Origin of the sequence: Kribbella sp. NPDC049584 (assembly GCF_040675555.1) — a bacterium.
Lineage (GTDB): Bacteria > Actinomycetota > Actinomycetes > Propionibacteriales > Kribbellaceae > Kribbella.
Genome location: NZ_JBFAPF010000001.1, coordinates 853,330 through 877,851 on the forward strand (window position 1 = coordinate 853,330; position 24,522 = coordinate 877,851).

Here is a 24,522-nt window from a genome sequence, read left to right on the forward strand (position 1 = left end):
CTCCTATCCGGTTGCCACTGACAGCTGGGCCCGGAGCCCGGCGCGCAGGGGGATACACATCGGTTTACCACTCACCGGGTGCGGCACGACCTTGGACTCCACCCCGAACACATCCCGGATGATGTCGCAGGTGAACACGTCCTCCGGCGACCCCTGCGTGACGAGGGCGCCGGACTTCATCACGAACACGTGGTCGGCGTACTCCGCAGCCATGTTGAAGTCGTGCAGCACCATCGCGACGGTCTTGCCCTGCTCCTGGTTGAGCTGGTGCAACAGGTCCAGCACCTCGAGTTGGTAGGCGACGTCCAGGTACGTCGTCGGCTCGTCGAGCAGGATCAGGTCGGTGCCCTGGGCCAGGCACAGCGCGATCCAGACCCGCTGCCGCTGGCCGCCGGACAGCTGGTCGACGTGCTGGTGGCGCAACTCGGCGGTGCTGGTCACGGACATGGCCCATTCGACCGCTTCCTTGTCCGCCGGGCTCGGCACCTTCAGCGAGGTGCGGTGCGGGTGCCGGCCGAACCAGACCAGGTCCTCGACCGAGATCGATTCGGGCGTGACCAAGACCTGCGGCAGGATCGCGAGCAGCCGGGCCACTTCCTTGGTCGGGGTGTCCTGGATCGACTTCCCGTCCAGGATCACGCTGCCCTTGGCCGGCGGCAGCAGCCGGGCCAGCGCCCGCAACGCGGTGCTCTTGCCGGAGCCGTTCGGGCCGATCAGCACGCTGACCTTCCCGTCGGGGATGGTCAAGGTCAGATCGCGAGCGATCACCTTCTGGTCATAGGCGAGCTGAACGCCTTGTGCCTGCAGACGCATGGCGGGTCTCCTACTTTCCGGTCTTCACGAGCAGGTACAGGAAGTACGGGCCACCGACCACGGCCGTGACCAGGCCGGCCGGAATCTCCAGCGGCGGCGCCAGTCCACGCCCGATCATGTCGGCGAACAGCATCAGCAGTACACCGAACAACGCGGCGGCCGGGATCGACGCCAGGTGTTTGCCGCCGAACACGCGCCGAGCCATATGCGGAGCGATCAGCCCGACGAAGCCGATCGTGCCGGCCACCGCGACCGCGGCCGCGGCCAACGCGACCGCGAACAACAGCAACAGCCGACGGGTCTTCTCGACCGGTTCACCGAGGCCGGCGGCCAGGTCGTCGCCGAGACCGAGTACGTCGAGCTTGCGCGCCCACACCACGATCAGCGGCACCAGCACGAGCACCCAGGGCAGGATCTCCAGCACCGAACTCATCGACCGGCCGAACAAACTTCCGGTCAGCCAGATCAGCGCCGCACTGACATCAAGAGGTTTGCGGACCAGCAAGAACCGGATGCCCGCCTCGAACGCCGCACTGACCGCGATGCCGACCAGCGCGATCCGCACCGGAGTCGCACCACGCCGATAGGCCAGCAGGTACACCAGCGCCGCGGCCGCCAGTCCCCCGGTGAACGCCGCCGGCACGACGGCCACCACCGGGACGCCGGGGATCGCGAGCAGCAGCAACATGCCGCCGAAGCCCGCACCCTTGGTGACACCAATGATGTCCGGAGCCGCCAGCGGGTTGCGGATCACGCCTTGCATCACGGCGCCGGACACCGCGAGCGCAGTACCGATCAACCAGCACAGCAAGACCCGGGGCACCTGGAAGTCGAACACGATCGCGGCCGCCTGGTCAGACCTGTCGCCGACCAGGGCGTGCAGGACGTTGCCGAACGACACCTCGGTCGCCCCGATCTTCAGGCTGTAGATACTCAGCACGATCGCCAGGGCGCCGAGCGATGCCATCAGGGCGGCGGGATGCCGCTTGGCCAGCGACGTACGCCGGACGTGCTGCGCGACGATGGTCGTGCTGGTCATGAGGTCACCTTCTGTCGCCGGGCCAGGTAGACGAAGATCGGTGCGCCGAGCAGGGCCGTGACCACGCCGGCAGGAACTTCGAACGGCGGCTTCACGTAGCGGGAGACGATGTCGGAGTACAGCACCAGCACGCCACCGCCCAACGCACACAGCGGCAACAGCACGGTGTAGCTGGAACCGACCAGGCGGCGCATGATGTGCGGCACCACCAGGCCGATGAACGCGACCGGTCCGGCGACGGACACAGCCGCGCCGCACAGCACGATCACCAGCGCCGACCCCAGCGTCCGGGTCCGTTCGACGTTCTGGCCCAGCCCGCGAGCCATGTCGTCGCCCAGAGCCAGGAGGTTCAGCGGCCGAGCCATGGCGAACGCGCCGAGAAGCCCGAGCACGAGCCACGGGAGCATGTTGCGCACGTCCTGCCAGCCGGCGAAGTTCACGCCCCCGACCAGCCAGAACAGCACGCTGTCGGTGGAGTTCTCGTCGAAGATGATCAGCACCTGGGTCAGCGAGATCAACAGACTGCTCGCGGTCACACCCGCGAGCGCCATCCGCACCGGGCTGACCCGGCCGCGCCCCGAACCCGCCAGCAGCATCACCGATACGCCCGCCGCGGCCGCACCACCGAACGACAGCAGGATCGTCGGCGCACCCGACAGCGACGGCACCACGGTGATCGCCAGTACGACGACGAACACCGCGCCGGCGTTGACTCCCATGATCTCCGGCGCCGCCAGCGGGTTGGCCGCGACCGCCTGCATCAACGCGCCGGCCACCGCGAGGGCGGCGCCGACGCAGAGCGCCAGCACCACCCGCGGCATCCGGATCGATTGCAGGATCAGCTCGTCGGAATCGTTGGCGTTGAAGATCGCTCCCGGCAGGTGTGACAACGAGATGTGCTGACTGCCGATCGACAGACCCCACGCAACCCCGGCAACGAGCAGCACCAGGACGACCAGCGACACCCAGGTGACCCGCTGCTTGCTGGTGACGATCTTCGGACGCCGGTGGTCGACGTCATCGGTCGATTCGGGCACAGTGCCCACGGACAGGCTCATGTCACTTCCCGTAGAGCATCTTGACGGCTTCCTTGGCGACGACCTCGGAGGCGATCAGACCGCGCGAACGGGACCATTCGTTCGGGTCCACGTCGTAGCTCGCGTTGTTCTTCACCGCCGGGATCTCCTTCCACAGCGGACTCTTCTTCCACTGGTCGCGCAGCGTCGGCCCGTCGTTGGGAGCAATGAACATCACGTCGGGCTTCGTCGCGACCAGCGTCTCCAAGGTGAGCGAGACCGACGCATCGCTGGAGCTGTCCGGCAGCGGTGACTTGATACCGATCGCGGACAGCACGCCCGGGGTATAGGCCTTCGGCGGGAAGCCGGTGAAGCCCTTCTCCGAGGCGCGCACGAACAAGGCCTTGCGGTTCTCGTCCGCGGGCGCCGTCGCCTTCAGGTCGGCCATCGTCTTGGCGTGCTCGGCCAGCCGGGTCTTCATCTGGTCGCACTTGTTCAGCGCGATGGCGGTGGACATCTCACTGTCCAGCACCTGCTGGTAGTTGCCGTTCAGGCTGGCGTAGGCGATCGTCGGTGCGATCTTCGACAGTTGCGCGTAGATGGCCTTGTGCCGGCCGCTGTCGGCCACGATCAGGTCCGGCTTGAGCGCGGTGATCACCTGGATGTTCGGCGTCGCCCGCAGGCCGACCGACTTGTAGGGCCCGACCTTTTCGCGCAGCGCGGGGATGATCCGCTTCGGCTGGTCGTCGTCGGCAACCCCGACCGGTGACATCCCGACCGCGACGAGCGCGTCGACGAACGAGTATTCCAGCGCCACCACCCGGGTCGGAGTACCGGTGATCGTGGTGGTGCCCAGGTCGTGCTTCACCGTGCGGGTGGCCTTGCCGCACTGGTCCAGGTTCACGTCGGGGCTGACGCCTTCGGCGGCGGCTGCCCGGTCGGCGTTCGGTGCCGCGCCGGTGGCGGACGTGGAGGCGGAGCCGCCGCAGCCGGACAGGGCGACCGCGGCGGCGGTCAGGGTGACGGCGACGGCGAAGCGCCGCAACCTCGAGGTTCGGTGGGACATGGCATTCGCTCCTGATGTCGACAATGCCTTGCAGGGGTGGGATTCACCCGGCCGCGATGCGGGACAGGGCCGGGTCGTCGACGTCCGGGCGGTCGGACAGACCGGGGCCGTCGTAAAGGTTCCAGGGAGCCTGCTGGTAGCTGTTGGCGCAGGGCAGGCCGGGAGTCAGCCGGTAGGTGCCAGTGGTCAGATCGACCAGGCTGGACACGATCGTGGCGTAACGGTCGAGCTCGTGCCGGCGCGGGTCGACGTGCTGGCAGACGGCGTTGGGATGACTGAAGTGGTCGCTCATCGTGTTCTGCACGATGGTCTCGACGGCCTTCTCGGTGGTGCCGTCGACGCGGACCTGACGCAGGCCCTCCTCGACGCGCGGCACCCGGTAGAGCGAATCCACCGAGAACGGCCGGTAGGTCTCGTTGAGCTGGGCTGGGACGAACGCCTGGAAGTGGTTGCCGTGGACAAGCAGTCCGTCGGTCGGGTACATCCAGCCGTGCCGTCCGGGCGTGGTCTCGACGTCGATGGCGAAACCGTCGCGGTGGGTCAGCAGCAGGTTGCTCGACAGGCTCTGGCGGACTCCGAAGACGACCTGCAGGGCGTCGTACAGGTCCCAGCTCTCCAGCACCATCCGGCGGACGAACGTGCCGGGTACGGCGAGACCGCGGCCGAAGCCGACGCCGAGCCCGTTCGCGTTCAGGGACAGACCGGCCGAGTTCGCGCCGTGCCGGGCGAGCTGGCCGGCCTCGACGTGGCCGATCACCGTCGGCTTGCCCGGCCGGGAGATCCTCAGCAGCACGATCGTGTCGGCGACCCCGGCCCACAGGTCCCAGTTCTGGCCGGACCAGACGTGCCCGAGCGGATTGGCCGGCGGCAGGATCGCGAACGACGTACAGCCGTCGTCACGCTGGTCGCCGTCGCGCTGGTCGTCGGGGGCGAACGGGTTGCCGCGGGTCAGTTCGCCGCGGCTGTTCAGCGCGAGGATCTCGGCGAACGTACGGCCGGATCCTTCGGCGATCCCGCGGACCTCGTCCAGCAGTTCGGGAGCGTGCGGCTCGATCACCGGGACCCAGTGCGGCGCGCGCTCGAGAACCTCGGTCCAGGCCAGCCCGGTGGCGCGCGGGACGGACTCGGCGTAGAACGCCAGCGAGCGCTCGATCAGCGTCCGCGCGGCCTCGCCGTACTGGCGGCCGCAATCGCGGGCGTCGGCGCCGGAGATCTCGATGGTCGGAAGGTGTGCCACGGAAGTCGCTCCAGGGGTGGACGGAAAACTGGACACGCGCCGTTCGTTGTGTTCACTACGAATATTCGTCTGACGGTAGTGATTGCTACAATCCCTGTCAACGGGTCGGCGCATCGTTTACCTGGCGGTGACAAAGCGGGCCGGATGACATGATCTGCGTACTGACAGGAACGACTGGGAGCCGGAGGAGCCGACGTGACCGAAACCAAGGCGCCCACCCTGCCGGAGCGGGTGGCGAGCCGGATCGACTCGCTGACCGCGACCGAGCGGAAGATCGCCGAGTACCTGTCGGCCCATCCGCAGGAGGCCGCCTTCTCCTCCGCCGAGGAGCTCGGCCGGGCCACCGGCACCAGCGATGCGAGCGTGGTGCGCACTGCCAAGGCACTCGGCTTCGACGGGCTGCCGGGCCTGAAGCGATCGCTACAGGGTGAGCTCCAGGCGCTGCTCAGCCCGGCGAACCGGCTCAGCAACAGCCTCGCGACGTTCGACGACGGCGCCGAGGGCATCCTGACCGCGACCCTGCGCGACCACGTGGAGCGGCTCCAGCAGGCCGAACGGACCATCGACCCGGAGTCGTTCGCACACGCCGTCGAACTGATCGACTCCGCCCGCGAGACGATCATCTGCGGATTCGCCGGCCTCGACGGCATCTCGGCGTACACCGCGACCCACCTGACCCGCATCGGCCGCCGGGCGCGGGCCGCGTCGGACACCGGCTACCGGCTGGCCGACCGGCTGCTGACACTCGGTCCGGAGGACGTGGTGGTGGTGATCGCCCACAACCGGATCATCGTGGAGACCCGCGTCATCCTCGACCTCTGCGCCGAGGTCGGCGCCCGCGTCGTGCTCATCACCGACACGCTCGGCGAGGCGCTCCGCGACCAGGTCGACGCCGTTCTGTCGGCCCCGACGAGCCGTCCGGGGACGTTCACCAGCCAGGCGACCGTGCTGATCCTGCTCGAGGCCCTGGTGATCGCGGTGGCCGCGCAGGACCAGGAACGGTCGCTGAAGACGACCGACCGGATGAACCAGCTCCGGGAAGAACTGATGGGTTTCTCCCGTGCTGACGAAGTCGCGCTGAACCTGCCGGCCTCACGGCGCAAGCGGGACGGCTAGACCGTGCCCTCGGTGCGTTCGTAGACGTCGGCCTCGAACTCCTCCAGCAGGCGTTCACAGTCGGCCACCTTGGCCCTTGCCAACTCCTTGCCGTCGGCATCCATCCAGTCGCGGTCCTCCACCTTGGCGAGCCAGCGGCGGAGCTTCTCCAGGTCCTGGCGGATCTCCTCGGCCTCCTCGAAGGTGTAGTTCTCCCGGAACCGCTCGAACTCGATCTCCTTGACGAACTTGGTCTCGCACTCCTCGACGATCTCGGCGTATTCCTTGGCCGACTGGACCCGGAAGCCCTCGACGAACTGCTCGCGGGCGTCGTCGTCCAGATCGGTCAGGGTCAGGAACACGCTCGAGCCGCCCAGCTCGGTGACCCGCTCGCGGACCTTCTCCATCCCGGCCCGCAGTTCGCCGCGGTCCGGTAGCACGCAGACGGCCTGCTGCACGTAGAACCCGCCCAGGCGCTTGAGATCCCGCCACACCGCGACCCGGGCCCGGGACGACTCGCTGGGCACCTTGTAGATGAGCAGCAGCCAGCTCTCGGGGCTCTTGGCCTTGGTACGTCGGGTCGCCATGCCGGACAGGTTATCCGCTGACACAGGACCGCAGCCCGTCGACGAGGTACGGCATCACCTCCTGCCAGTCCGCGACCAGCCCGACGTCACAGTGCGCGAAGATCTCCGCGGCCGGATCGGTGTTGATCGCCACGACGGTCCCGGCGCGACCGGCGCCGGCCAGGTGGTTCAGGTTGCCGGACAGTCCGACTGCCAGGTACACCCGCGGGGCGACGCTGCGGCCGGTGATGCCGATCTGCCGTCCGTGCGGGAGCCAGCCCTGGTCCGTCACCTTGCGGGTGGCGGCGAACTCCGCATTGAGCAGGGCACGGACCGGCTCCAACTGGTCGTACTTGTCCGGCGGTACGCCGCGACCGATGCCGATGACGACCTCCGCGCGGTCGAGCGCGTCACCGTCGTCGCCGGTACGCCGTTCTGTCCTGGTGATCGCGGTATCGGGCTCGACGTGCAGAGTCTCCTGCTTGAGCGCCCGGTGCGCGCGCGGGGTGCGCAGCGGAAGCAGACCTGTTCTCAAGGTCGCGATCTGTGGGCTCCCGTGGCTGATGATCTCCGCAAGCGTGCCGCCACCGGACGGCTTCAGCCCACTCAACCGTCCATCCTTCGTCGACAAGCTGACGAGGTCGGACATCAGCCCTGCATCACAGGTCACAGCCAGCCGCCCAAGCACTTCCCGATCCCAAGGCAACGCGGCCCCCAACACAGCCCAGGTGTGTCTGTCTTCCAGCCACCCGGTCAGCGCACGAGCCACCGACCGCGATTCATCACCATCCAGCTCGACGATCAAGTCAGCACCCCACCGCGCAAGGTCCCGAGTGCCCTCCGCCGTCGTAACAGCGGTCACCGACCCACCAACCTCACCAGCAAGAGCCGCCGCAGCACCCAGCAACGCCCGAGTCCCCGCCACAGACCCAGCCCCAACCAACACCACCACCTCAGCCCGCAGCTCTCCGAGCCGCCCGCCGATAAGCCGGCCGGAGGCGCCGGACGGTGATGCGCCAGAGGAGCAGGAGGGTGGTGCGCCAGAGGCGCCCGCGGATGGTGCGACAGAGGCGTCCGCGGATGGTGCGCCGGAGGCGTCGGGCGAGATGGGTGGTGTCAGATCGCGGGCCGGGGGTGCCTGCTTGTCGGCGGCATATCCCGCGACCCGCTCGTCAGCGGTGGAGGCTGCGCCCGGCTCCTTCTCCGTTCCCGCTGGGTGCCGCCCGTCGGGTGGCAGGGTGGGGACGCGGTCGACCGAGGTCGTGGACTGGAAGCAGCCGCGGGTGATCAGTTCGGCGATTGCTCTGTCGGCTTGGATATTGGGCTGGCCGCGGAAGATTACTGGGTTTCGGGTGAGGGGGGCGGGGTGGACGTGGGCGACCTTGGTGGGGCTGGCGGGTAGGCCCCAGGACGCTTCGGGGAGGTCGAGGGTGGTGACCTGGCGGACGGTGTCGGAGGGAGGCCAGGTCTCGGCGGGGGCCTTGGCGGGGTCGCAGGAACGCTCGGCTACGGCTACTACCGCGGGGAGGTCGATGGTGACCGACTCCGTGCCGGTGTCGTACTGGACCGTGGTGCGCAGACGACCGTCAGTTGGCTCGAGAGATAGCACCGGACCGGTGAACGGCAGGCCGAGGAGCTCGGCGAGCATCGCGCCGACGGCTCCGGTGCTGCCGTCGACCGAGCTGTTGCCGACCAGGATCAGGTCCGGCGGATCGTCGAGCAGCCTGATCGTGGCCGCCAGCGCGCGAGCGGTCACCAGACAATCCGAGCCGGCCAGCGCGGGATCCGACAGCTGCACGGCATCGTCGACTCCCCACGCCAGCGCCTCCCGCAGTACGTCGACCGCGGCGGGAGGGCCCATCGTGATCGCCGTACTGCGACCGCCTGTCTCCCGCGCCAGCCGCACTGCCTGCGCCACGGCTCGGCGGCACCACGGGTTCATCTCTGCAACCGTGCCAGCCCGCTCGAGGCGGCCGTCAGCATCGAGACGGCCGCTATGGTCGCCCTTCGGCACCTGCTTCACCAGGGCCGTGACTACCAGGGAGCCACGTCCTCGGCTCATGACAATCCAGTTCCTACGGCTAGACCGATAGCGAACGTGACGGCGGCCGACAAACCACCGAGCAGCAGCTGACGGCCGCCGCCGTACCAGAACGGGCGGGCCGTGATCCTGCCGACGATGCCGCCGGTGACGACCAGGCCGAGCGCGCTGAGCAGCAGTGCGGGCAGCACCGAGACGGCCCCGAACAGCAACGGGAGCAGCGGAATCACCGCGCCGACCGCGAACGCCGCGAACGACGAGCCGGCCGCGACCCACGGCGACGGGAGATCGTTGGGGTCGACACCGAGCTCTTCGCGCACGTGGACGTCGAGCGCCACCGCCGGGTTGGACGTCAATTCGCGGGCGACCTCGGCCGCGAGCTCCGGACGCAGGCCCTTGGCCTCATACATCATCGCGAGCTCGCGCTCTTCTTCTTCCGGGTGGATCTCGAGCTCGCGCCGCTCGATCGCGATCTCGGCCTGCATCAACTCGGTCTGGGACGACACCGAGGTGAACTCGCCGGACGCCATCGAGCACGCACCGGCGACCAGACCGGCCAGCCCGGTCATGATCACGACCTTGCCGGTTGCGCCGCCGCCGACCACACCGGCGACCAGCGCGAAGTTCGAGACCAGGCCGTCCATCACGCCGAACGTCGCCGGCCGCAGCCAGCCACCGGTCACGTCGCGATGCGAGTGGTGGATCTCGGGTGTTTCGGTTTCCGCAACATCCGCGGTCATGGGGGGACATTCCTTCCGCAGGGTAGGTGAGGCTTGCCGCACTGAGGTTTGCGTAACCTCAGTTATTCTGAATCACCTGTTACATCAGTCTACTCGTTACTTATCGGCACCGGCAACGGCGCCTCGGTCCGCGGCCGACAGGTGCTGCACGGTCACGCCGGTGGCGGTCATCGTGCGGGTCACCGCCCGGCCGCCGTACACCCAGTAGATGACCAGCTCGTCCCTGCCACGGTTGATGAACTGGTGCGGTACGCCGGCCGGCACCCAGGTCGCATCACCCGCCTCCAGGTCGACCCGCTCGCCGTCGATCACCGCGGTCGCCTGACCGGCGAACACCAGCACCGACTCCTCGACGTTGTGCGAGTGCATCGGGATTTCGGTGCCGATGGCAAACGTTGTGGTGCCGGTGGTGATCCGGTTCGCGTCGCAGTTCCAGGCGCCGACGTACGGGACGGTACGGACGCCGCTGCCGCGGTCGAACACCTCGGTCTCGTCCGGCCGGATCACCAGCCGGGGCGCGGGCTCCGGCGACCAGACCGTCTTGACGTTCATGAACTCGCGCATCCCGTAGGCGCCGAGCTCGCGGCCGTACCCGGACTGCTTGATCCCACCGAACGGCAGGCGAGGATCCGACGCGACGATCGCGTTCACGAACACCGCGCCGGCCTCGATCCGCCGTACGAGGTCCGCCGAGCGCTCGGGTGACGTCCACAGCGAGGCGCCCAGGCCGAACTCGGTCCGGTTCGCCAGCTGGATCGCCTCGTCGGCGTCACGGGCCCGGACAACCGCCGCGACCGGACCGAACGTCTCCTCGTCGAACGCCGCCATCCCCGGCAGCACGTGATCGAGAACGGTCGGCAGGTAGAAGAACCCCGGGCCGGCAGGAGATCCCCCGCAGACCAGGGTGGCGCCGGCTTTCACGGTACGGCGTACCTGGTCGTGCAACGTGTCGCGTAGACCATCGCGAGCCAGCGGGCCGAGAGTGGTCTCGCGACGGAGCGGATCGCCGACGACGAGCTTCTCGAGCTCGACGGTGAAGAGGTCGACGAACTCGTCGGCGACGGATTCCTCGACGATCAACCGCTTCGCGTTGACGCAACTCTGGCCGGTGTTGAGGAAACGTGCCTTCACCGCGGCGCGCGCGGCTGCATCCAGGTCGGCGTCGGCGAGGACGATGAACGGGTCGGATCCGCCGAGCTCGAGGACCTGCTTCTTCAACGCCTGACCGGCCTGGGTCGCGATGATCCGGCCGACCTCGGTGGAACCGGTGAACGTCACCGCGGCGATCCTGTGGTCGGTGATCAGCGCGGCGACCTGCTCGGTCTCGACCAGCGCGACCCCGATCAGGCCGCTCGGCATCCCGGCATCGGCGAGGACGGACTCGATCGCGAGCGCGCTCTGCGGCACGGTGTTCGCGTGTTTGAGGATCGCGCCGTTGCCGGCCGCGAGCGCGGGGGCGGCGAAGCGGAAGAACTGCCAGAACGGGAAGTTCCACGGCATCACGGCCAGGACGACGCCGAGTGGTTCGACCTCGATCCGGCCCTGCGCCGTGACCTGTTCGGCGGCGAGGAAGCCTGCCGCGTTGGCGGCGTAGTACTCGCAGGTGATCGCGCACTTCTCGATCTCGGCCTCGGCCTCGGTGATCGGCTTGCCCATCTCGGTGCTGATCAGGTGCGCGAGGCCGTCCTGGCGCGCGCGGAGAGTGTCCGCGATCGACTGCAGGACTGCGGCGCGTTCCTCGGCGGACGTGCTCCGCCAGTTGCTCTGGGCAAGCAGTGCGGCGCTGAGCAGGCGGTCGACGCGGTCTTCGTCGTACGGCTCGAAGGTCGCGAGCTGCTCGCCGGTGGCGGGGTTGATCGAGGCGATCACAGGGTGTGCCCTTCGCTGAGGCGGTCAAGGACGTAAGGAAGTACGCCGCCGTGGCGGTAGTAGTCGTGCTCGCGCGGCGTGTCGAGGCGGACGCGAAGCCGGTAGGTGCGGCCGGCGGAACGCGCGGTGGCTGAATTGTCGTCGTGCAGGTCTATGTCGATCGGATCGTCGCCGGTTAGGTCGTCGCCCTCGCCGGGGAGGAACTCGAGCGGGAGGATGCCGAGGCCGACGAGGTTGGAGCGGTGGATCCGCTCGAAGGACTGGGCCAGGACGGCACGGACGCCGAGCAGGGCGGGGCCTTTGGCGGCCCAGTCGCGCGACGAGCCGGTTCCGTATTCCTTGCCTGCGACAACGACGATCGGTACGCCGGCCGCGCGGTAGGCCATCGCGGCTTCGTAGATCGAGGTGGTGGCGCCGTCGGGCCCCCGGGTCAGCGGCCCTTCGATGCCGACCAGTCGGTTGCGCAATCGAACGTTGCCGAAGGCACCACGCATCATCACCTCGTGGTTGCCTCGGCGGGAGGCGTAGGTGTTCAGCTCGGTCTCGCCGAGATCTTTCAGATAGCGTCCGGCGACGCTGTCAGGCGGGATCGCGCCTGCGGGTGAGAGGTGGTCGGTCGTCACGGAATCGCCCAGGCGGACCAGTGCGCGGGCTCCGTTGAGGTCGTCGGTTTGTTTGGTGAAGTAGTCCGGTCGCCGGAGGTACGTCGAGTTGCCCCAGGCAAACGTCTTGCCCTGCGGTGCGTCCAGGTTCTGCCAGCGGTCGTCGCCGGTGAACAGGTCGTCGTACGCGTGCTGGAAGAGGCCGGGGGCGAGCACCTCCCGCAGTACCGCGTCGATCTCGGCGGGTTCGGGCCAGATGTCGCGCAGGTAGACGTCATCGTTGAGCGGCTCGGTCAGCAGGTCGAGGTCGATCCGTCCGGCCAGCGCGTAGGCGATCACCAACGGCGGCGAGGCGAGGTAGTTGAGCTTCACTTCGGGCTGGATCCGGCCTTCGAAGTTCCGGTTCCCCGACAGCACAGCCGCCACGGTCAGGTCGTTTGCTCGCACCGTCTGCGCGACGTCGTCGATCAGCTCACCCGACGCTCCGATACACGTCATACAACCGAACCCGGTCAGGTGAAACCCGAGCTTCTCCAGGTACGGCGTCAACCCCGCCGCCTGCAGGTAATCCATCACCACCCGCGACCCCGGCGACAACGTCGTCTTCACCCACGACCGACTCACCAGCCCCCGCTCCACCGCCTTCTTAGCAAGCAACCCAGCCGCCACCATCACCGCCGGATTAGACGTGTTAGTACAAGAAGTAATAGCCGCCACAACCACAGCCCCATGCCCAACCTCACCCGACTCCGCGACGGTGCGCGGGCCTTTGGGGAGGTGGGTTTCGGCCGCTTGTTTGGTGGTGGTGAGGGGGATTCGTTGGTTGGGGCGGTGGGGGCCGGCTATGGAGGGGACGATGGTGGAGAGGTCGAGGGTGAGGTGTTCGTCGTAGACCAGGTTGGCGGTGGGGTCGTGCCATAGGCCTTGGGTGCGGGCGTAGGACTCGACCAGCGCGACCTTTGCGGCCGGGCGGTTGGTGAAGCGGAGGTAGTCGAGGGTTTGGTGGTCGATGGGGAAGTACGCCGCAGTGGAGCCGAACTCGGGGCACATGTTGGCGATCGTGGCGCGGTCCGGGACGGGGAGGTCGGCGAGGGCGGGACCGGTGAACTCCACGAACTTGCCGACGACGCCGTGGGAACGCAGGGTCTCGGTGATGGTGAGGACGAGGTCCGTGGCTGTGGTGCCGGGCGGCAGCGCACCGGTCAGCGACACACCGACGACCGGCGGCAGGACCATCGACACCGACTGGCCGAGCATCGCGGCCTCGGCCTCGATCCCGCCGATCCCCCAGCCGAGTACGCCGAGGCCGTTCACCATCGTGGTGTGCGAGTCGGTGCCGAGGCACAGATCCGGGAACACCCACCCGTCACGCTCCTCGACGACCCGCGCCAGGTGCTCCAGGTTGATCTGATGCATGATCCCGGCACCGGGCGGCACGACCTTCAGCTGCCGGAACGTCTGCTGTCCCCAGCGCAGGAACCGGTAGCGCTCGGCGTTCCGCTCGTACTCGCGGGCCACATTCAGTCGCAACGCGTCCGGCCGGCCGAACACATCCGCGATCACCGAGTGGTCCACGACGAGCTCCGCCGGCACCACCGGATCGACCAGCGCGGGATCTTTGCCCAATGCAACCATCGCGTCCCGCATCGCCGCCAGGTCGACCAGCACGGGTACGCCGTTCGTGTCGTGCAGGAACACCCGGGACGGATACACCTCGAGCTCGCCGGTTGCCCCCGGCTCCCAGTTCCGCAGTACGTCGCTCGCCGTACCGTGCCGGAGCGCGTTCTCCAGCAGGATCCGCAACGTCCGGGGCAGATGGTCCGGCGCGATGCCCGCGAGCTGCTGGATCATGTCAGAGCACCGATGACGGCCTCGGCGAACTCCGACGTACTCGCCGTCCCGCCGAGGTCCGCGGTCCGCGTGCCGTCGGCGACAGTTGCCCGAAGCCCCTGGTTGACCAGGCCGGCGGCCTCGCTCAGGCCCAGCCAGTCGAGCAACATCGCGCCGGAGGCGATCATCGCGGTCGGGTTCGCCAGACCGCGGCCGGCGATGTCCGGCGCCGAGCCGTGGGCGGCCTGGGCCATCGCCCGGTCGTAGGAGGCGTTGATCGACGGTGCGATGCCGAGCGAGCCGGCCAGTTCGCCGGTCAGGTCGGACAGGATGTCGCCGAACATGTTCTCGGTCACGAGTACGTCGAAGTCGGCGCCGCGCCGGACCAGATGCACGGTCATCGCGTCGATGTGGAAGTCGTCGACGTCCAGCTGCGGGTAGTCGGCCGCGACCTCCCGGCAGATCTCCAGGAAGAACCCGGTGGTGGTGCGCAGCACGTTCGCCTTGTGCACGATCGTCAGGTGCCGGCTCCGCCGGAGCGCCAGCTCGCAGGCCTGCCGCGCGATCCGCTCGATCGCCGGCCGGGTGAAGATCCCCATCGCGATCGCCACGTCCTTGGTCGGCATGAACTCGCCGGTGCCGCGGTAGGTACTGCGATCCGCGTAGAAGCCCTCGGTGTTCTCCCGGACCACGACCAGATCGAGCCCGGGCACCAGCGCCGGCGTCCCCTCGAACGCGCGAGCCGGCCGGATGTTCGCGAACAGGTCGAAGTGCTTGCGCAGGAATCCGCTCGGGTTCAGCCGGGCCCGATGCTCGGCGGGGTACGACGCACTGTCGTGAGGACCGAGCAACCATCCGTCGAGCTTGTCCAGCGTCTCGACCGTGACATCGGGCAGCGCATTGCCGTGAGTCTCGATCGCCGCAGCGCCGACCGGGAGCGGAACCCACTCGACCGGATCGGCACCCGCGGCGGCCAGCCCTGCGTCGAGGACGCGGACCGCGGCCGGGACGATCTCCGGCCCGATGCCGTCGCCGTCGAGAACTCCTAGTCGATACGTCATGTGTAGGAGTGTCAGTCGTTATAACGACTCACGTCAAGGCATCGCCCCGTGACGTCTCGCGCCTTGATATGCTGCGATCTGGCGTTATAACCGAAAGGAGTGCGCCGGTGACGAAGGCAGAGGCCGCCTACGATCTCGTCCGGGAGCAGGTGCTCCGGGGCGACCTCGTCCCGGGTGCGGTCATCCCGCAGGCCACCCTCGCCCGCGAGCTCGGCGTGAGTACGACGCCGTTGCGCGAAGCACTGCGCCGGCTGATGACCGAGGGCCTGGTCGAGCTGGACGCCCACCGCGACGCCCGCGTGACCCGGCTGACCCTCGAGGAGGCCCGCGACCTGATCGAGGTACGCCGCTCCCTCGACCCGCTCGCCGCCGGCCTGGCCGCCGAACGCCGTACCCGCGAGGACCTCGCGCTGATCCGGCAGACCGCCGACGAACTGCGGCCGCTGCGCACCGACCCCGGATCGGCCGAGCTGCTCACGCATCGGCGCTTCCACGTGGCGATCTACACCGCGTCGCACAACCAGCTGCTCATCCAGCACCTGGACGGACTGTGGGACAAGGCCGACCGTTATCGCCGGCTGGCCCTCGAGGACGGCCGCAGCGAGGCCGACCTGGACCGCACGCATTCGGAGCACCGCGCGCTGGTGGACGCGATCGCGGCCGGCGACTCCGCCACCGCGACGACGGTGATGCTCGCGCATGTCGAGGCCAGCCTCGGTGCCCGGGCGGTCGCCCGCCTGACGTCTGCCGCCGAACAACCCGCCGCCCGGTCGCTCCGGGGCATCCGAGGAGTCCGATCATGAGTGCGCTGTGGACCGGCTACCAGCACCGCGAGGTTGATGCCGACGGCTGGACGACGTTCTGGCGACTCGACCCTCGCGACCGCGATCTCCGCCTGTCCGACTGGACCGGCTATCCGGACCGCGCCGGTCATCGGCTGTGGGAACGCGCAGCGACACCCGCGGGGGTGCGCGCAGCCTGGCGCACCTCGGCGACATCGGTCGAGCTCGAGATCCGGGCCGCGCTCTCCATCTACATCCGGATCGCACCCGTCGACGTCCTGGTCGACGGCGAGCTGCACCAGCGGTGCGAGGTGCTGGAGGGTGAGCAGCGGCTGAGGATCGAGCTGCCGGGTCGTCCCGCCGAGGTCGAGATCTGGCTCCCCCAAGCGGGAAAGATCGCGCTCCGCGAGGTGTGTTTCGACGGCGACGCCGAGCCGCTCGCGCCGACCGGCCCGCGGTGGATCACCTACGGCAGCTCGATCACCCAAGCCGGCGGCGCGTACGGACCATCGGAGACCTGGCCGGCACTGGTCGCCCGGAAGAACGGCTGGGACTGCGTCTCGCTCGGTTTCGCCGGCGAGTGCCACCTCGACCCGGTCGCCGCCCGGACGATCCGCGACCTGCCGGCTCAGCTCATCTCGCTGTGTCTCGGCATCAACATCCACGGCGGAGCGACGTACAGCGGCCGGACGCTCCCCGGCCAGGTCGAGTCGTTCATCGCCACCATTCGCGAAGGCCACCCGCAGACGCCGCTCGTCGTGATCACGCCACTGCCCGCCCCGGACCGCGAAGGCGAGCCGAACGCCGTCGGCCTCACGCTCGACGACGTTCGCGCGTGTGTCGAGCTCGGCGCCCGCACCGATCCCGCCGTACGCGTGATCGACGGTAGGACGATCCTCAGCTCCGACGAAGCCCGGGCCCTGTATGCGGATGAGGTGCATCCAGGGCCCGATGGCTACCGCCTGATCGGCGAGCGCCTCGCCGGTCTGCTCACAATCGACTGAATCACTCAGCCGGGCTGAGGCTCGTGCCGAGTGCCTGCCAGTCGAGGACCGGCGCGGCCAGCTGGCTGATCGTGGCGAGCAGGCCCAGGCGCGCGGCCCGGATCTCCGGCTCCTTCGCCATCACGAGGATCTCGTCGAAGAAGACGTTGACCGGCTCGACCAGAACCGACGCGGCAGCAACGAAGTCGGCCAGGCCGGTCGGCGCCTGCCCGATCTTCTGCACCGCCTCGTGCAGCACGACCTCGGCCGGCTCGGTCAGCTTGCTCGAGTCGTACGACGCCTCGGTGCCCTCCGGCACGATCCGGCGTACCCGCTGGAGAACGGCGACCAGGTCGGCGAACTCGCTGTTGCCGACCAATCCCTGCAGAGCCTTCAGCGTTTCGTCGGCCGCGGCCGGAGAAGTTGCCAACGGCAACACTGCGGCCACCTGGAGGTGATCGTCACCCCGGTCGAGCAGCTGCTGCTCGTACCGCCGGACGGTGAACTCGGCCACCTCGTCCAGCGACTCCGCCGGTACGTCGATGCCCTGGGCACCGATCTCCGCGGCCGCTGCCTGCAGCCCGGTCTCGAGGGTGATCGCGCGCAGCTCCGGGTGCTCGCGCAGGATCGCGACCACACCGGCGGCCGCACGGCGCAACGCGAACGGGTCCGAGCTTCCGGTCGGCTTCGCACCGACACCGAACAGACCCGCCAGCAAGTCGAACCGGTCGGCCAGCGCGAGCAGCGCCCCCGGAGTCGTCGACGGCACCGGGTCACCGGCCGACCGCGGCAGCTCCATGTCGAACAACGCCTGGGCAACACCTTCGGTCTCACCAGCACGACGCGCGTATTCACGGGCCATCGTCCCGGCCAGGCTGGTCAGCTCGACGACCATCTGCGAGCCCAGATCGAACTTCGCCAGCTCCGCCGCCCGCTTCAGCGTGGTCAGGTCGTCGCCGTCGAGCCCCACCTTGTCGGCCAGCGCCAACGCGATCCGGCCGATGCGTCCCGCGCGGTCGGCCATCGAACCGAGCCGCTCCTCGAAGGCCAGCTTCTCCAGCTCGCCCTTCATCGACTCCAGCGGCGTCTCCAGGTCGGCCCGCCAGAAGAACGCGGCGTCCTCGTAGCGTGCCCGCAGTACGCCCTCGTTGCCTGCCCGCACGACGTCCTCGTCAACGGAACCGTTGGCAACGGCAACGAAATGCGGGAGCAGCTTGCCGTCGGCGTCGCGCACCGGCAGGTAGCGCTGGTGCTTGCGCATCACCGTCGTCAGGATCTCGCTCGGCAGCTCGAGGTAGTCCGCGGCGAAGCCACCGAGGATCGCCGTCGGCTCCTCGATCAGGTTGACGATCTGGTCGACCAGCGCGGACTCACCCTCGAAGTCGACGGTGCCGTTCACGCCCTTCGCCAGCTCGGTCGCGGCGGCGACGATCTGCGACCGGCGCTTGGCCGGATCGGCTTCGATGCCGTGGATCCGGAGCAGGTCGAGGTACCCCTCGGCGGAGGCGATCTCGACCTTCGGCGGCGCGGCGGTCCGGTGGACCCGCGTGGTCCGGCCGGCGGCGAGCGACGACACCGAGACCGGGACCACCTGGTCGCCGAGCAGCGCGACGAGCCACCGGATCGGGCGCGTGAACGACAGGTTCGCGTCGTTCCAGCGCATGTTCTTGTCGGAGCGCAGGCCCTTGACGATCTCGCTCAGCACGCCGCTCAGGACCTCGGCCGCACCGCGACCCGGGTCCGGCTTCGTCACCGCGACGTACTCGACACCGTCGACGTCCAGGTCGTGCAGCTCGCTCGGGTCGACCTTCTGACCGCGGGCGAACCCGGCGGCGGCCTTGGTGATGTTGCCGTCGGCGTCGTACGCGGCGGCCTTCTTCGGTCCGCGCACCACGCGCTCCGCGTCCGGCTCACTGGCCTGGACCTCGGCGACGAAGGCGACCACGCGACGCGGAGTCGCGTACGTCGTGATGGCGCCGTGGCCGAGCCTGGTCGCGCCGAGCTTCTCCTCCAGCGCGGAACGCACGGCCTCGGCGGTCTTGGTGACCTCCGACGGCGGCATCTCCTCGGTGCCGATCTCGAAGGTCAGCTGCCGGGTCCCGGTGATCGCCGGGAACTCGGCCGGCTCGGGCGCGGCCGGCGGCAGCTCGGCGAGACCCAGCGGGTACTTCAGCTCCTCACGACGCTCGGCCCACAGCCGCGAGACCTCGCGGGCCAGCGTGCGCATCCGGCCGAAGGCCTTCGCGCGTTCCGTCGTACTCACGGCGCCACGGGCGTCGAGGACGTTGAAGGTGTGCGAGCAGCGCAGGACCTGGATGTGGGCGGGCACCGGGAGCCGGTCGTCGATCATCCGGCGCGCCTCGTTCGCGTACTCCTCGAACAGCCGCTTCTGCGATTCCACGTCGGCGTCGTCGAGGTAGTAGCGGCTCATCTCGTACTCCGCCTGGCCGAACGCCTCGCCGTACGAGATGCCGGGCGCGTAGGCGATGTCCTTGAAGTGCGAGACGCCCTGCAGCGCCATCATGATCCGCTCGATGCCATAGGTGATCTCCACCGACACCGGGTCGAGCGTCATGCCGCCGGCCTGCTGGAAGTACGTGAACTGGGTGATCTCGAGGCCGTCGAGCCAGACCTCCCAGCCCAGTCCCCAGGAACCGGTCGCCGGGTTGGCCCAGTTGTCCTCGACGAACCGCACGTCGTGCGCGTGGATGTCGATCCCGAGCGCGGTCAGGCTCTCCAGGAACAGCTCCTGCGGGTTACCCGGGTCCGGCTTCAGCACCACCTGGAACTGTGTGTGGGTCTGCAGGCGGTTCGGGTTCTCGCCGTAGCGGCTGTCGTCGGGCCGGACACTCGGCTCGACGTAGGCAACCCGCCACGGCTCGGGACCGAGCACCCGCAGGATCGTCGCCGGGTTCAGCGTTCCGGCCCCGACCTCGGTGTTGAACGGCTGCACGATCATGCAGCCCCGATCGGTCCAGTACTTCGTCAGCGCCAGCAGCGCGTCCTGCATGGTGAGCACAGCAAACCTCAAGCCATCTTCCGGGGGTTCTCGCAGCGAAGTCTATAGGTCGTGCCTGGTGGTTCTACGCCGTAGCGAGCAGGTGCTCGGTGCGGTGCATCGGCGTGCGGGGGCGAAGGTCTCGATGCGGAGCATCGTGGCCTTTGCACCCGTGCGGCGAGGTGCCGTGCCGAGTGCCGCGCAGTAGGCGTGGAGCCACCAGGCACGACCTTTAGGCCTGCGCGGGTGCTATTCCCCGGATGACCAGGTCGAGCAGGTGGCCGGCCCGGCCGGCGTCCTGGCCGCTGGCCAGCGCGATGCCGTTGACCAGCGTCAGCAGGTCGGAGATGTCCACGTCGGCGGGCACCGAGCCGTCCTCCTGAGCCCGCTCGAGCAGAAGCCGGCCGGCCGAGCGGATCCGGACGTGACACTGCGAGCCGTGTTCGGCGCTCATCACCAGCGCCGGGCCGAGGCCGTGCACGGTGGCGATGTGGTCGACCATGCCGTGCAGCCAGATCGTCAACGCCCGCAGGGGTTCCGGGTGATCCCTGAGCTCCTCGGCCCGGGCGCAGACGCCGGCGATGCTGCTCTCGAAGACGGCCTCGAGGAGCGCGACGCGGCCGCCGAAGTGGCGGTGCAGGGTGGCCGAGCCGACCCCGGCGCGGCGGGCGATCTCCTCCAGCGAAGCCTCGGCACCCTGCTCGGCGACCACCTCGGCAGCGGCCGCGACCATCAGGTCGCGATTTCGCCGGGCATCGGCTCGCACGATCGGCTCCTTGCATAAGTGGGGTGGTCCCCCATATCGTAGCAGGGGTTAACCGGGGTGCCACCCCACTTATTCTCTCGTGAGGAGCAGCAGATGCGGATCGGACTGGCGTTCGGGGACGCCCGCAAACAACGCGATCTCGCCGGGATTGCCGAGCAGATCCGGACGGCCCGCGGCATCGACACCGCCTGGCTCACCCAGGGCCCGAACCTCGACGCCCTGCTCACCCTCGCCACCGCCGGCGCCGGCGCGACCTCTCTCGAGCTCGGCACCGCGGTGGTGCCGTTCCCCCAGCGGCATCCACTCGTGCTGGCGAGCCAGGCGCTCACCGTCCAGGCAGCGACCGGCAACCGGCTGACGCTGGGGATCGGGGCCGGTATCGCGCTGATGGTCGGTTCGATGTTCGGGCTGCCCACCGATCGACCGGCTCGCCGCCTCCGCGAGTACCTGGAGGTACTGCGGCCCCTGCTCCGCGGCGAAGCCGTCGACCATCACGGCGAGACGCTGACCGCGGTCGGCTCGGTCGACATCGACGGAGCCGTCGCGCCGACCGTGCTGGTCGCCGCCCTCGGTCCGGCCATGCTCAAGGTCACCGGCGAACTGGCCGACGGCACCATCACCTGGATGACCGGCCCCAGGACACTCGAGACTCACGTCGTACCGTCGATCACCAAGGCGGCGCAGGGCCGTCCGGCGCCGCGGATCGTGGCCGGGCTGCACATCTGCCTGACTTCCGACCTCGAGTCGACGCGAACGCAGTACGCCACCGACTTCGCGCTGTCCGGCCAGGTGCCGGAGTACCGGGCCGTGCTCGATCGCGAAGGCGTCGACGGGCCTGCCGAGATCCTGATCGCCGGCGACGAGACCGCGGTCCGCAAGGAGCTGGACCGGCTGCGTGACACCGGGATCACCGACCTGATGCTCGCACCGATCGGTACGCCGGCCGAACAAGCGCGGACGACCGAGTTCGTGTCTACTATCGGCGGGTGACGGTTACTGACGCGCACGGGGCGGTCGACGCGGTCTGGCGGATCGAGTCGGCGCGGATCATCGCGGGTGTCGCGCGGATCGTGCGGGATGTCGGGCTGGCGGAGGAGCTGGCGCAGGATGCGCTGGTGGCGGCGCTTGAGCAGTGGCCGCAGTCCGGCGTACCGAACAATCCGGGCGCCTGGCTGATGGCGATCGCCAAGCGCCGGGCGATCGACCTGATCCGCCGCAAGGAGACCTACCAGCGCAAGCTCGCCGAGATGGGGCACGAGCTCGAGATCGACGGCGACAGCGTCGAGGATGACGTGGAGGCGATCCTCGAGGACCACATCGAGGACGACCTGCTGCGGCTGGTCTTCACCGCGTGCCACCCGGTGCTGACCATGGATGCCCGCGTGACGCTGACCTTGAAGCTCCTCGGCGGATTGAAGACCGACGAGATCGCGCGCGCGTTCCTCGCGCCGGAGCCGACCATCGCGCAGCGGATCGTCCGGGCCAAGCGCAACCTGGCCAAGGCCGAGGTCCAGTTCGAGGTACCGTCCGGGCCGGACCTGCTGGATCGGCTGTCGTCGGTGCTCGAGGTCGCCTACCTCATCTACAACGAGGGGTACTCCGCGACCGCGGGGGACGACTGGATGCGTCCGGCGCTGTGCAACGAGGCGATGCGGCTCGGGCGCCTGCTCGCGGAGCTGATGCCGACCGAGCCCGAGGTACTCGGACTGCTGGCGCTGATGGAACTGCAGTCGTCCCGGGCCAACGCCCGCGTCGGACCCGACGGCGAGCCGGTGCTCCTGCTCGACCAGGACCGCCGCCGCTGGGACCGCCTGCTCATCCGCCGTGGCCTGGAAGGCATCGACCGCGCCTGGGCGCTGGAGAAGCCGCCCGGCCCGTACCTTCTGCAGGCCGCGATCGCCGCCTGCCACGCCCGGGCCGCCGACCCGAAGGACACCGACTGGGCCCGGATCGCCGGGCTGTACGCCGTACTCGCGCAGGTCACGCCGTCACCGGTGGTCGAGCTCAACCAGGCGGTCGCCATCTCGATGGCGTTCGGCCCGGAGCGTGGCTTGCAGGCCGTCGACGCGCTCGCCGACGACCCGTCGCTGAAGGACTACCACCTACTGCCGAGCGTGCGCGGCGACCTGCTGTTCAAACTCGGCCGCCTCTCCGAAGCCCGCGAGGAATTCGAGAAGGCAGCCGCGCTGACCCGCAACGAACGCGAACGAAAGCTCCTTCTGGAGCGGGCCGCAGCCTGCTAGCTGGGGCGAGCTGGGACTAGCTGTGCCGGCGGGCCATCCAGGCTCCGACTCCGAGGGCTACCGCGCCTCCGATGGCTGCGGTGGCCTTCGGGTGGCGCTTGCCGATGACCGGGAGCTGCTTCACCGCGCCGGGGAGCTGCTTCACCGCGCCAGGGACTTCCTTCACCTTCTGGCCGGCCTGACCGGCGGTCTCCTTGACCCGGTGCGGAACGTTCAGCCGGCGACTGAGCTCCTGCACCGTGTCCGCGAGATGCTGCCGGGTCTCCTCGAGGTCGACGCGCAGCGTTTCGCTGTCGGACATCGGCTCGCGGTGGGCTGCGTTCTTGGTGGTGCTCATGACGTGACCTTTCCTTCCGGCTGGTGTCCCTTGAGTGCTTCCAGGTCCTCGTGCATGCCGTCGACGGCACGATGCGGTACGGGCGGAGTGGCGCGCGTGACGTGCCGTTTGCCGAGCAATGCCGCGACGGCTGCTATCGCGAACAGCACCGCGGCGATCGTCAGCGCCGACAGCCAGGCAGGCCACGCGGTGGCCAGGCCGAGCACGGCCGCGGCAATCAGCACGCCGAGTCCGTAGACCGCGACCGTGCCGGCTCCGCCGAAGAGCCCGGCGCCGACTCCGGCCTCCTTGCCCTTCTCCTTCAGCTCGGCCTTCGCCAGCTGGAGCTCGTCGCGAACCAGCCGGCTCAGGTCGCTGGTCACCTGGCTCACCAGCGCACCGACGTTGTCGTTGTGGTTGTTCAGCTCGGCATGCTTCTTCAGCTCGGCATCGTGCCGGGCGAGTTGCGGACGTACCGTCATGGCCGCCTCCCGTATTCGGCTGACGACCCGGTACCCGATTCACCTCACGCTACGCAGCCGAGGCCCCGGCGGACTGTCATCCGTGAATGCACAGCGCGAGCAGACTGTGACCTACGTCACAGGTAGTCGAGGGACGATCCTCACGCTCGACGCAGGGGTGAGATCGTCACCCACCAGGAGGAACCATCATGAACACCGTCGTTTCGAAGGACGGCACCACCATCGCCTACGACCGGCGCGGGAACGGGCCGGCGCTCGTTCTCGTCGACGGCGCGCTCTGCTCCCGCGCACAGGGCCCGATGCCCGCGGTCGCCGACGCGCTCGCCGACCGGTTCACCGTCTACAACTACGACCGGCGCGGTCGGGGCGACTCCGGCGACACCGGCCCGTACGACGTGGACCGCGAGATCGAGGACCTCGCGGCCGTGATCGAGGCGGCCGGCGGATCGGCGTACGTCTACGGCTCGTCGTCCGGCGCGGCGCTCGCGCTCCGGGCCGCGGCGGCCGGGCTGCCGATCGAGAAGCTGGTCGCGTTCGAGCCGCCGTACGTCGTCGACGACAGCCGCACCCAGATCCCGCGCACGTGGGTCGCCGACCTGCAGGCGCTCGAGCCGGGCGACGCGATCAAGTACTTCTTCACCAAGGGGATCGGGCTGCCCGGGATCTTCGTCACGATGATGAAGCTGATGCCGGCCTGGAAGCCGATGAAGGCGATCGCGCACACCCTGCCGTACGACGCGCAGGTCCTCGGCGACAACTGCTTCGGCGAGCCGATGGACGCATCCCAGTGGGCGTCGATCCAGCAGCCGGTGCAGGTGGTGAACGGCGGCAAGAGCCCGGCGTGGATGAAGGCGTCCACCCGTGCGCTGGCCGACGCGATCCCCGGCGCCGGGCACACCGAAGTACCGGGTCAGAACCACGTGATCAAGGCCGCTGCGATCGCGCCGGTGATCGCCGGCTTCTGTGGCTGAACAACG

At 69.1% G+C, this 24,522-nt stretch carries 21 protein-coding genes; 6 read left to right on the forward strand and 15 right to left on the reverse strand.

What is annotated here, in order from left to right:
• Positions 1-3: 3 nt before the first annotated feature.
• Genes AB0J62_RS04250 through AB0J62_RS04270 form a run of 5 tightly spaced genes read right to left on the reverse strand, consistent with a single transcriptional unit; the run spans position 4 to position 5,171 of the window.
• On the reverse strand, positions 4-813 hold the full coding sequence (locus AB0J62_RS04250; protein WP_363864253.1) for an ABC transporter ATP-binding protein: 810 nt from the start codon (positions 811-813) through the stop codon (positions 4-6).
• Between the two features lie 10 nt (positions 814-823).
• Positions 824-1,852, reverse strand: coding sequence for an iron ABC transporter permease (locus tag AB0J62_RS04255; RefSeq protein ID WP_134107746.1), 1,029 nt, complete (start codon positions 1,850-1,852; stop codon positions 824-826).
• Positions 1,849-2,910, reverse strand: coding sequence for an iron ABC transporter permease (locus tag AB0J62_RS04260; RefSeq protein ID WP_363864256.1), 1,062 nt, complete (start codon positions 2,908-2,910; stop codon positions 1,849-1,851). Before AB0J62_RS04260 ends, AB0J62_RS04255 begins: the two co-directional genes overlap by 4 nt.
• A 1-nt stretch (position 2,911) precedes the next feature.
• Positions 2,912-3,934 carry a Fe(3+) dicitrate ABC transporter substrate-binding protein gene (locus AB0J62_RS04265; protein WP_134107743.1) on the reverse strand — a complete coding sequence of 341 codons (1,023 nt, stop codon included), beginning with the start codon at positions 3,932-3,934 and terminating at the stop codon, positions 2,912-2,914.
• A 43-nt stretch (positions 3,935-3,977) separates the two neighbouring features.
• A complete protein-coding gene (locus tag AB0J62_RS04270; RefSeq protein ID WP_363864258.1) occupies positions 3,978-5,171 on the reverse strand; it encodes a C45 family peptidase in 1,194 nt (397 codons plus the stop codon).
• A gap of 195 nt (positions 5,172-5,366) precedes the next feature.
• Between AB0J62_RS04270 and AB0J62_RS04275 the strand changes: the two genes are divergently transcribed.
• Positions 5,367-6,287, forward strand: a complete 921-nt coding sequence (locus tag AB0J62_RS04275) for a MurR/RpiR family transcriptional regulator (RefSeq protein WP_363864260.1) — start codon at positions 5,367-5,369, stop codon at positions 6,285-6,287.
• Here the strand turns inward: AB0J62_RS04275 and AB0J62_RS04280 are convergent.
• From AB0J62_RS04280 to AB0J62_RS04305, 6 genes are all read right to left on the reverse strand, one after another.
• Positions 6,284-6,853 carry a Chromate resistance protein ChrB gene (locus tag AB0J62_RS04280; RefSeq protein ID WP_363864262.1) on the reverse strand — a complete coding sequence of 190 codons (570 nt, stop codon included), beginning with the start codon at positions 6,851-6,853 and terminating at the stop codon, positions 6,284-6,286. The two genes, AB0J62_RS04275 and AB0J62_RS04280, sit on opposite strands and share 4 nt — an antisense overlap.
• A gap of 10 nt (positions 6,854-6,863) precedes the next feature.
• Positions 6,864-8,894: an FAD-binding protein gene (locus AB0J62_RS04285; protein WP_363864264.1), complete on the reverse strand. Its 2,031-nt coding sequence runs from the start codon at positions 8,892-8,894 to the stop codon at positions 6,864-6,866.
• Positions 8,891-9,613, reverse strand: a complete 723-nt coding sequence (locus AB0J62_RS04290; protein WP_363864266.1) for a VIT1/CCC1 transporter family protein — start codon at positions 9,611-9,613, stop codon at positions 8,891-8,893. Before AB0J62_RS04290 ends, AB0J62_RS04285 begins: the two co-directional genes overlap by 4 nt.
• A gap of 96 nt (positions 9,614-9,709) precedes the next feature.
• Entirely contained in the window at positions 9,710-11,482 is a 1,773-nt protein-coding gene (locus AB0J62_RS04295) for an aldehyde dehydrogenase family protein (protein ID WP_363864268.1), read from the reverse strand.
• Positions 11,479-13,935, reverse strand: a complete 2,457-nt coding sequence (acnA, locus tag AB0J62_RS04300; protein WP_363864270.1) for an aconitate hydratase AcnA — start codon at positions 13,933-13,935, stop codon at positions 11,479-11,481. Before acnA ends, AB0J62_RS04295 begins: the two co-directional genes overlap by 4 nt.
• Positions 13,932-14,975 (reverse strand): isocitrate/isopropylmalate dehydrogenase family protein, encoded by a 1,044-nt coding sequence (locus AB0J62_RS04305; RefSeq protein WP_363864272.1) that lies wholly within the window; start codon positions 14,973-14,975, stop codon positions 13,932-13,934. The genes acnA and AB0J62_RS04305 overlap by 4 nt, the downstream gene beginning before the upstream one ends.
• 107 nt (positions 14,976-15,082) lie before the next feature.
• On the opposite strand from AB0J62_RS04305, the gene AB0J62_RS04310 reads away from it, so the two are divergent.
• The gene (locus tag AB0J62_RS04310) at positions 15,083-15,778 is read left to right on the forward strand and encodes a GntR family transcriptional regulator (RefSeq protein WP_363864274.1); all 696 of its coding nucleotides are present in this window, start codon (positions 15,083-15,085) and stop codon (positions 15,776-15,778) included.
• A complete protein-coding gene (locus AB0J62_RS04315) occupies positions 15,775-16,761 on the forward strand; it encodes a GDSL-type esterase/lipase family protein (RefSeq protein WP_363864276.1) in 987 nt (328 codons plus the stop codon). The genes AB0J62_RS04310 and AB0J62_RS04315 overlap by 4 nt, the downstream gene beginning before the upstream one ends.
• A gap of 1 nt (position 16,762) precedes the next feature.
• Here AB0J62_RS04315 and AB0J62_RS04320 read toward each other — a convergent pair whose 3' ends face one another.
• Positions 16,763-19,750 carry a glycine--tRNA ligase gene (locus AB0J62_RS04320; RefSeq protein ID WP_363865145.1) on the reverse strand — a complete coding sequence of 996 codons (2,988 nt, stop codon included), beginning with the start codon at positions 19,748-19,750 and terminating at the stop codon, positions 16,763-16,765.
• A gap of 220 nt (positions 19,751-19,970) precedes the next feature.
• Positions 19,971-20,504, reverse strand: a complete 534-nt coding sequence (locus AB0J62_RS04325) for a helix-turn-helix domain-containing protein (RefSeq protein ID WP_363864278.1) — start codon at positions 20,502-20,504, stop codon at positions 19,971-19,973.
• A gap of 93 nt (positions 20,505-20,597) precedes the next feature.
• Here AB0J62_RS04325 and AB0J62_RS04330 point away from each other — a divergent pair, with 93 nt between their 5' ends.
• Together AB0J62_RS04330 and AB0J62_RS04335 are read left to right on the forward strand one after the other, a co-directional pair.
• The gene (locus AB0J62_RS04330) at positions 20,598-21,494 is read left to right on the forward strand and encodes a TIGR03564 family F420-dependent LLM class oxidoreductase (protein WP_363864281.1); all 897 of its coding nucleotides are present in this window, start codon (positions 20,598-20,600) and stop codon (positions 21,492-21,494) included.
• Positions 21,491-22,747 (forward strand): RNA polymerase sigma factor, encoded by a 1,257-nt coding sequence (locus AB0J62_RS04335; RefSeq protein ID WP_363864283.1) that lies wholly within the window; start codon positions 21,491-21,493, stop codon positions 22,745-22,747. The genes AB0J62_RS04330 and AB0J62_RS04335 overlap by 4 nt, the downstream gene beginning before the upstream one ends.
• Before the next feature lie 16 nt (positions 22,748-22,763).
• On the opposite strand, the gene AB0J62_RS04340 is transcribed toward AB0J62_RS04335, so the two are convergent.
• Both AB0J62_RS04340 and AB0J62_RS04345 read right to left on the reverse strand, forming a co-directional pair.
• Positions 22,764-23,084, reverse strand: coding sequence for a DUF3618 domain-containing protein (locus AB0J62_RS04340; protein ID WP_363864285.1), 321 nt, complete (start codon positions 23,082-23,084; stop codon positions 22,764-22,766).
• Positions 23,081-23,545: a phage holin family protein gene (locus AB0J62_RS04345; protein WP_363864287.1), complete on the reverse strand. Its 465-nt coding sequence runs from the start codon at positions 23,543-23,545 to the stop codon at positions 23,081-23,083. The genes AB0J62_RS04340 and AB0J62_RS04345 overlap by 4 nt, the downstream gene beginning before the upstream one ends.
• A 188-nt stretch (positions 23,546-23,733) precedes the next feature.
• Between AB0J62_RS04345 and AB0J62_RS04350 the strand changes: the two genes are divergently transcribed.
• A complete protein-coding gene (locus AB0J62_RS04350) occupies positions 23,734-24,516 on the forward strand; it encodes an alpha/beta hydrolase (RefSeq protein WP_363864289.1) in 783 nt (260 codons plus the stop codon).
• Positions 24,517-24,522: the final 6 nt, after the last annotated feature.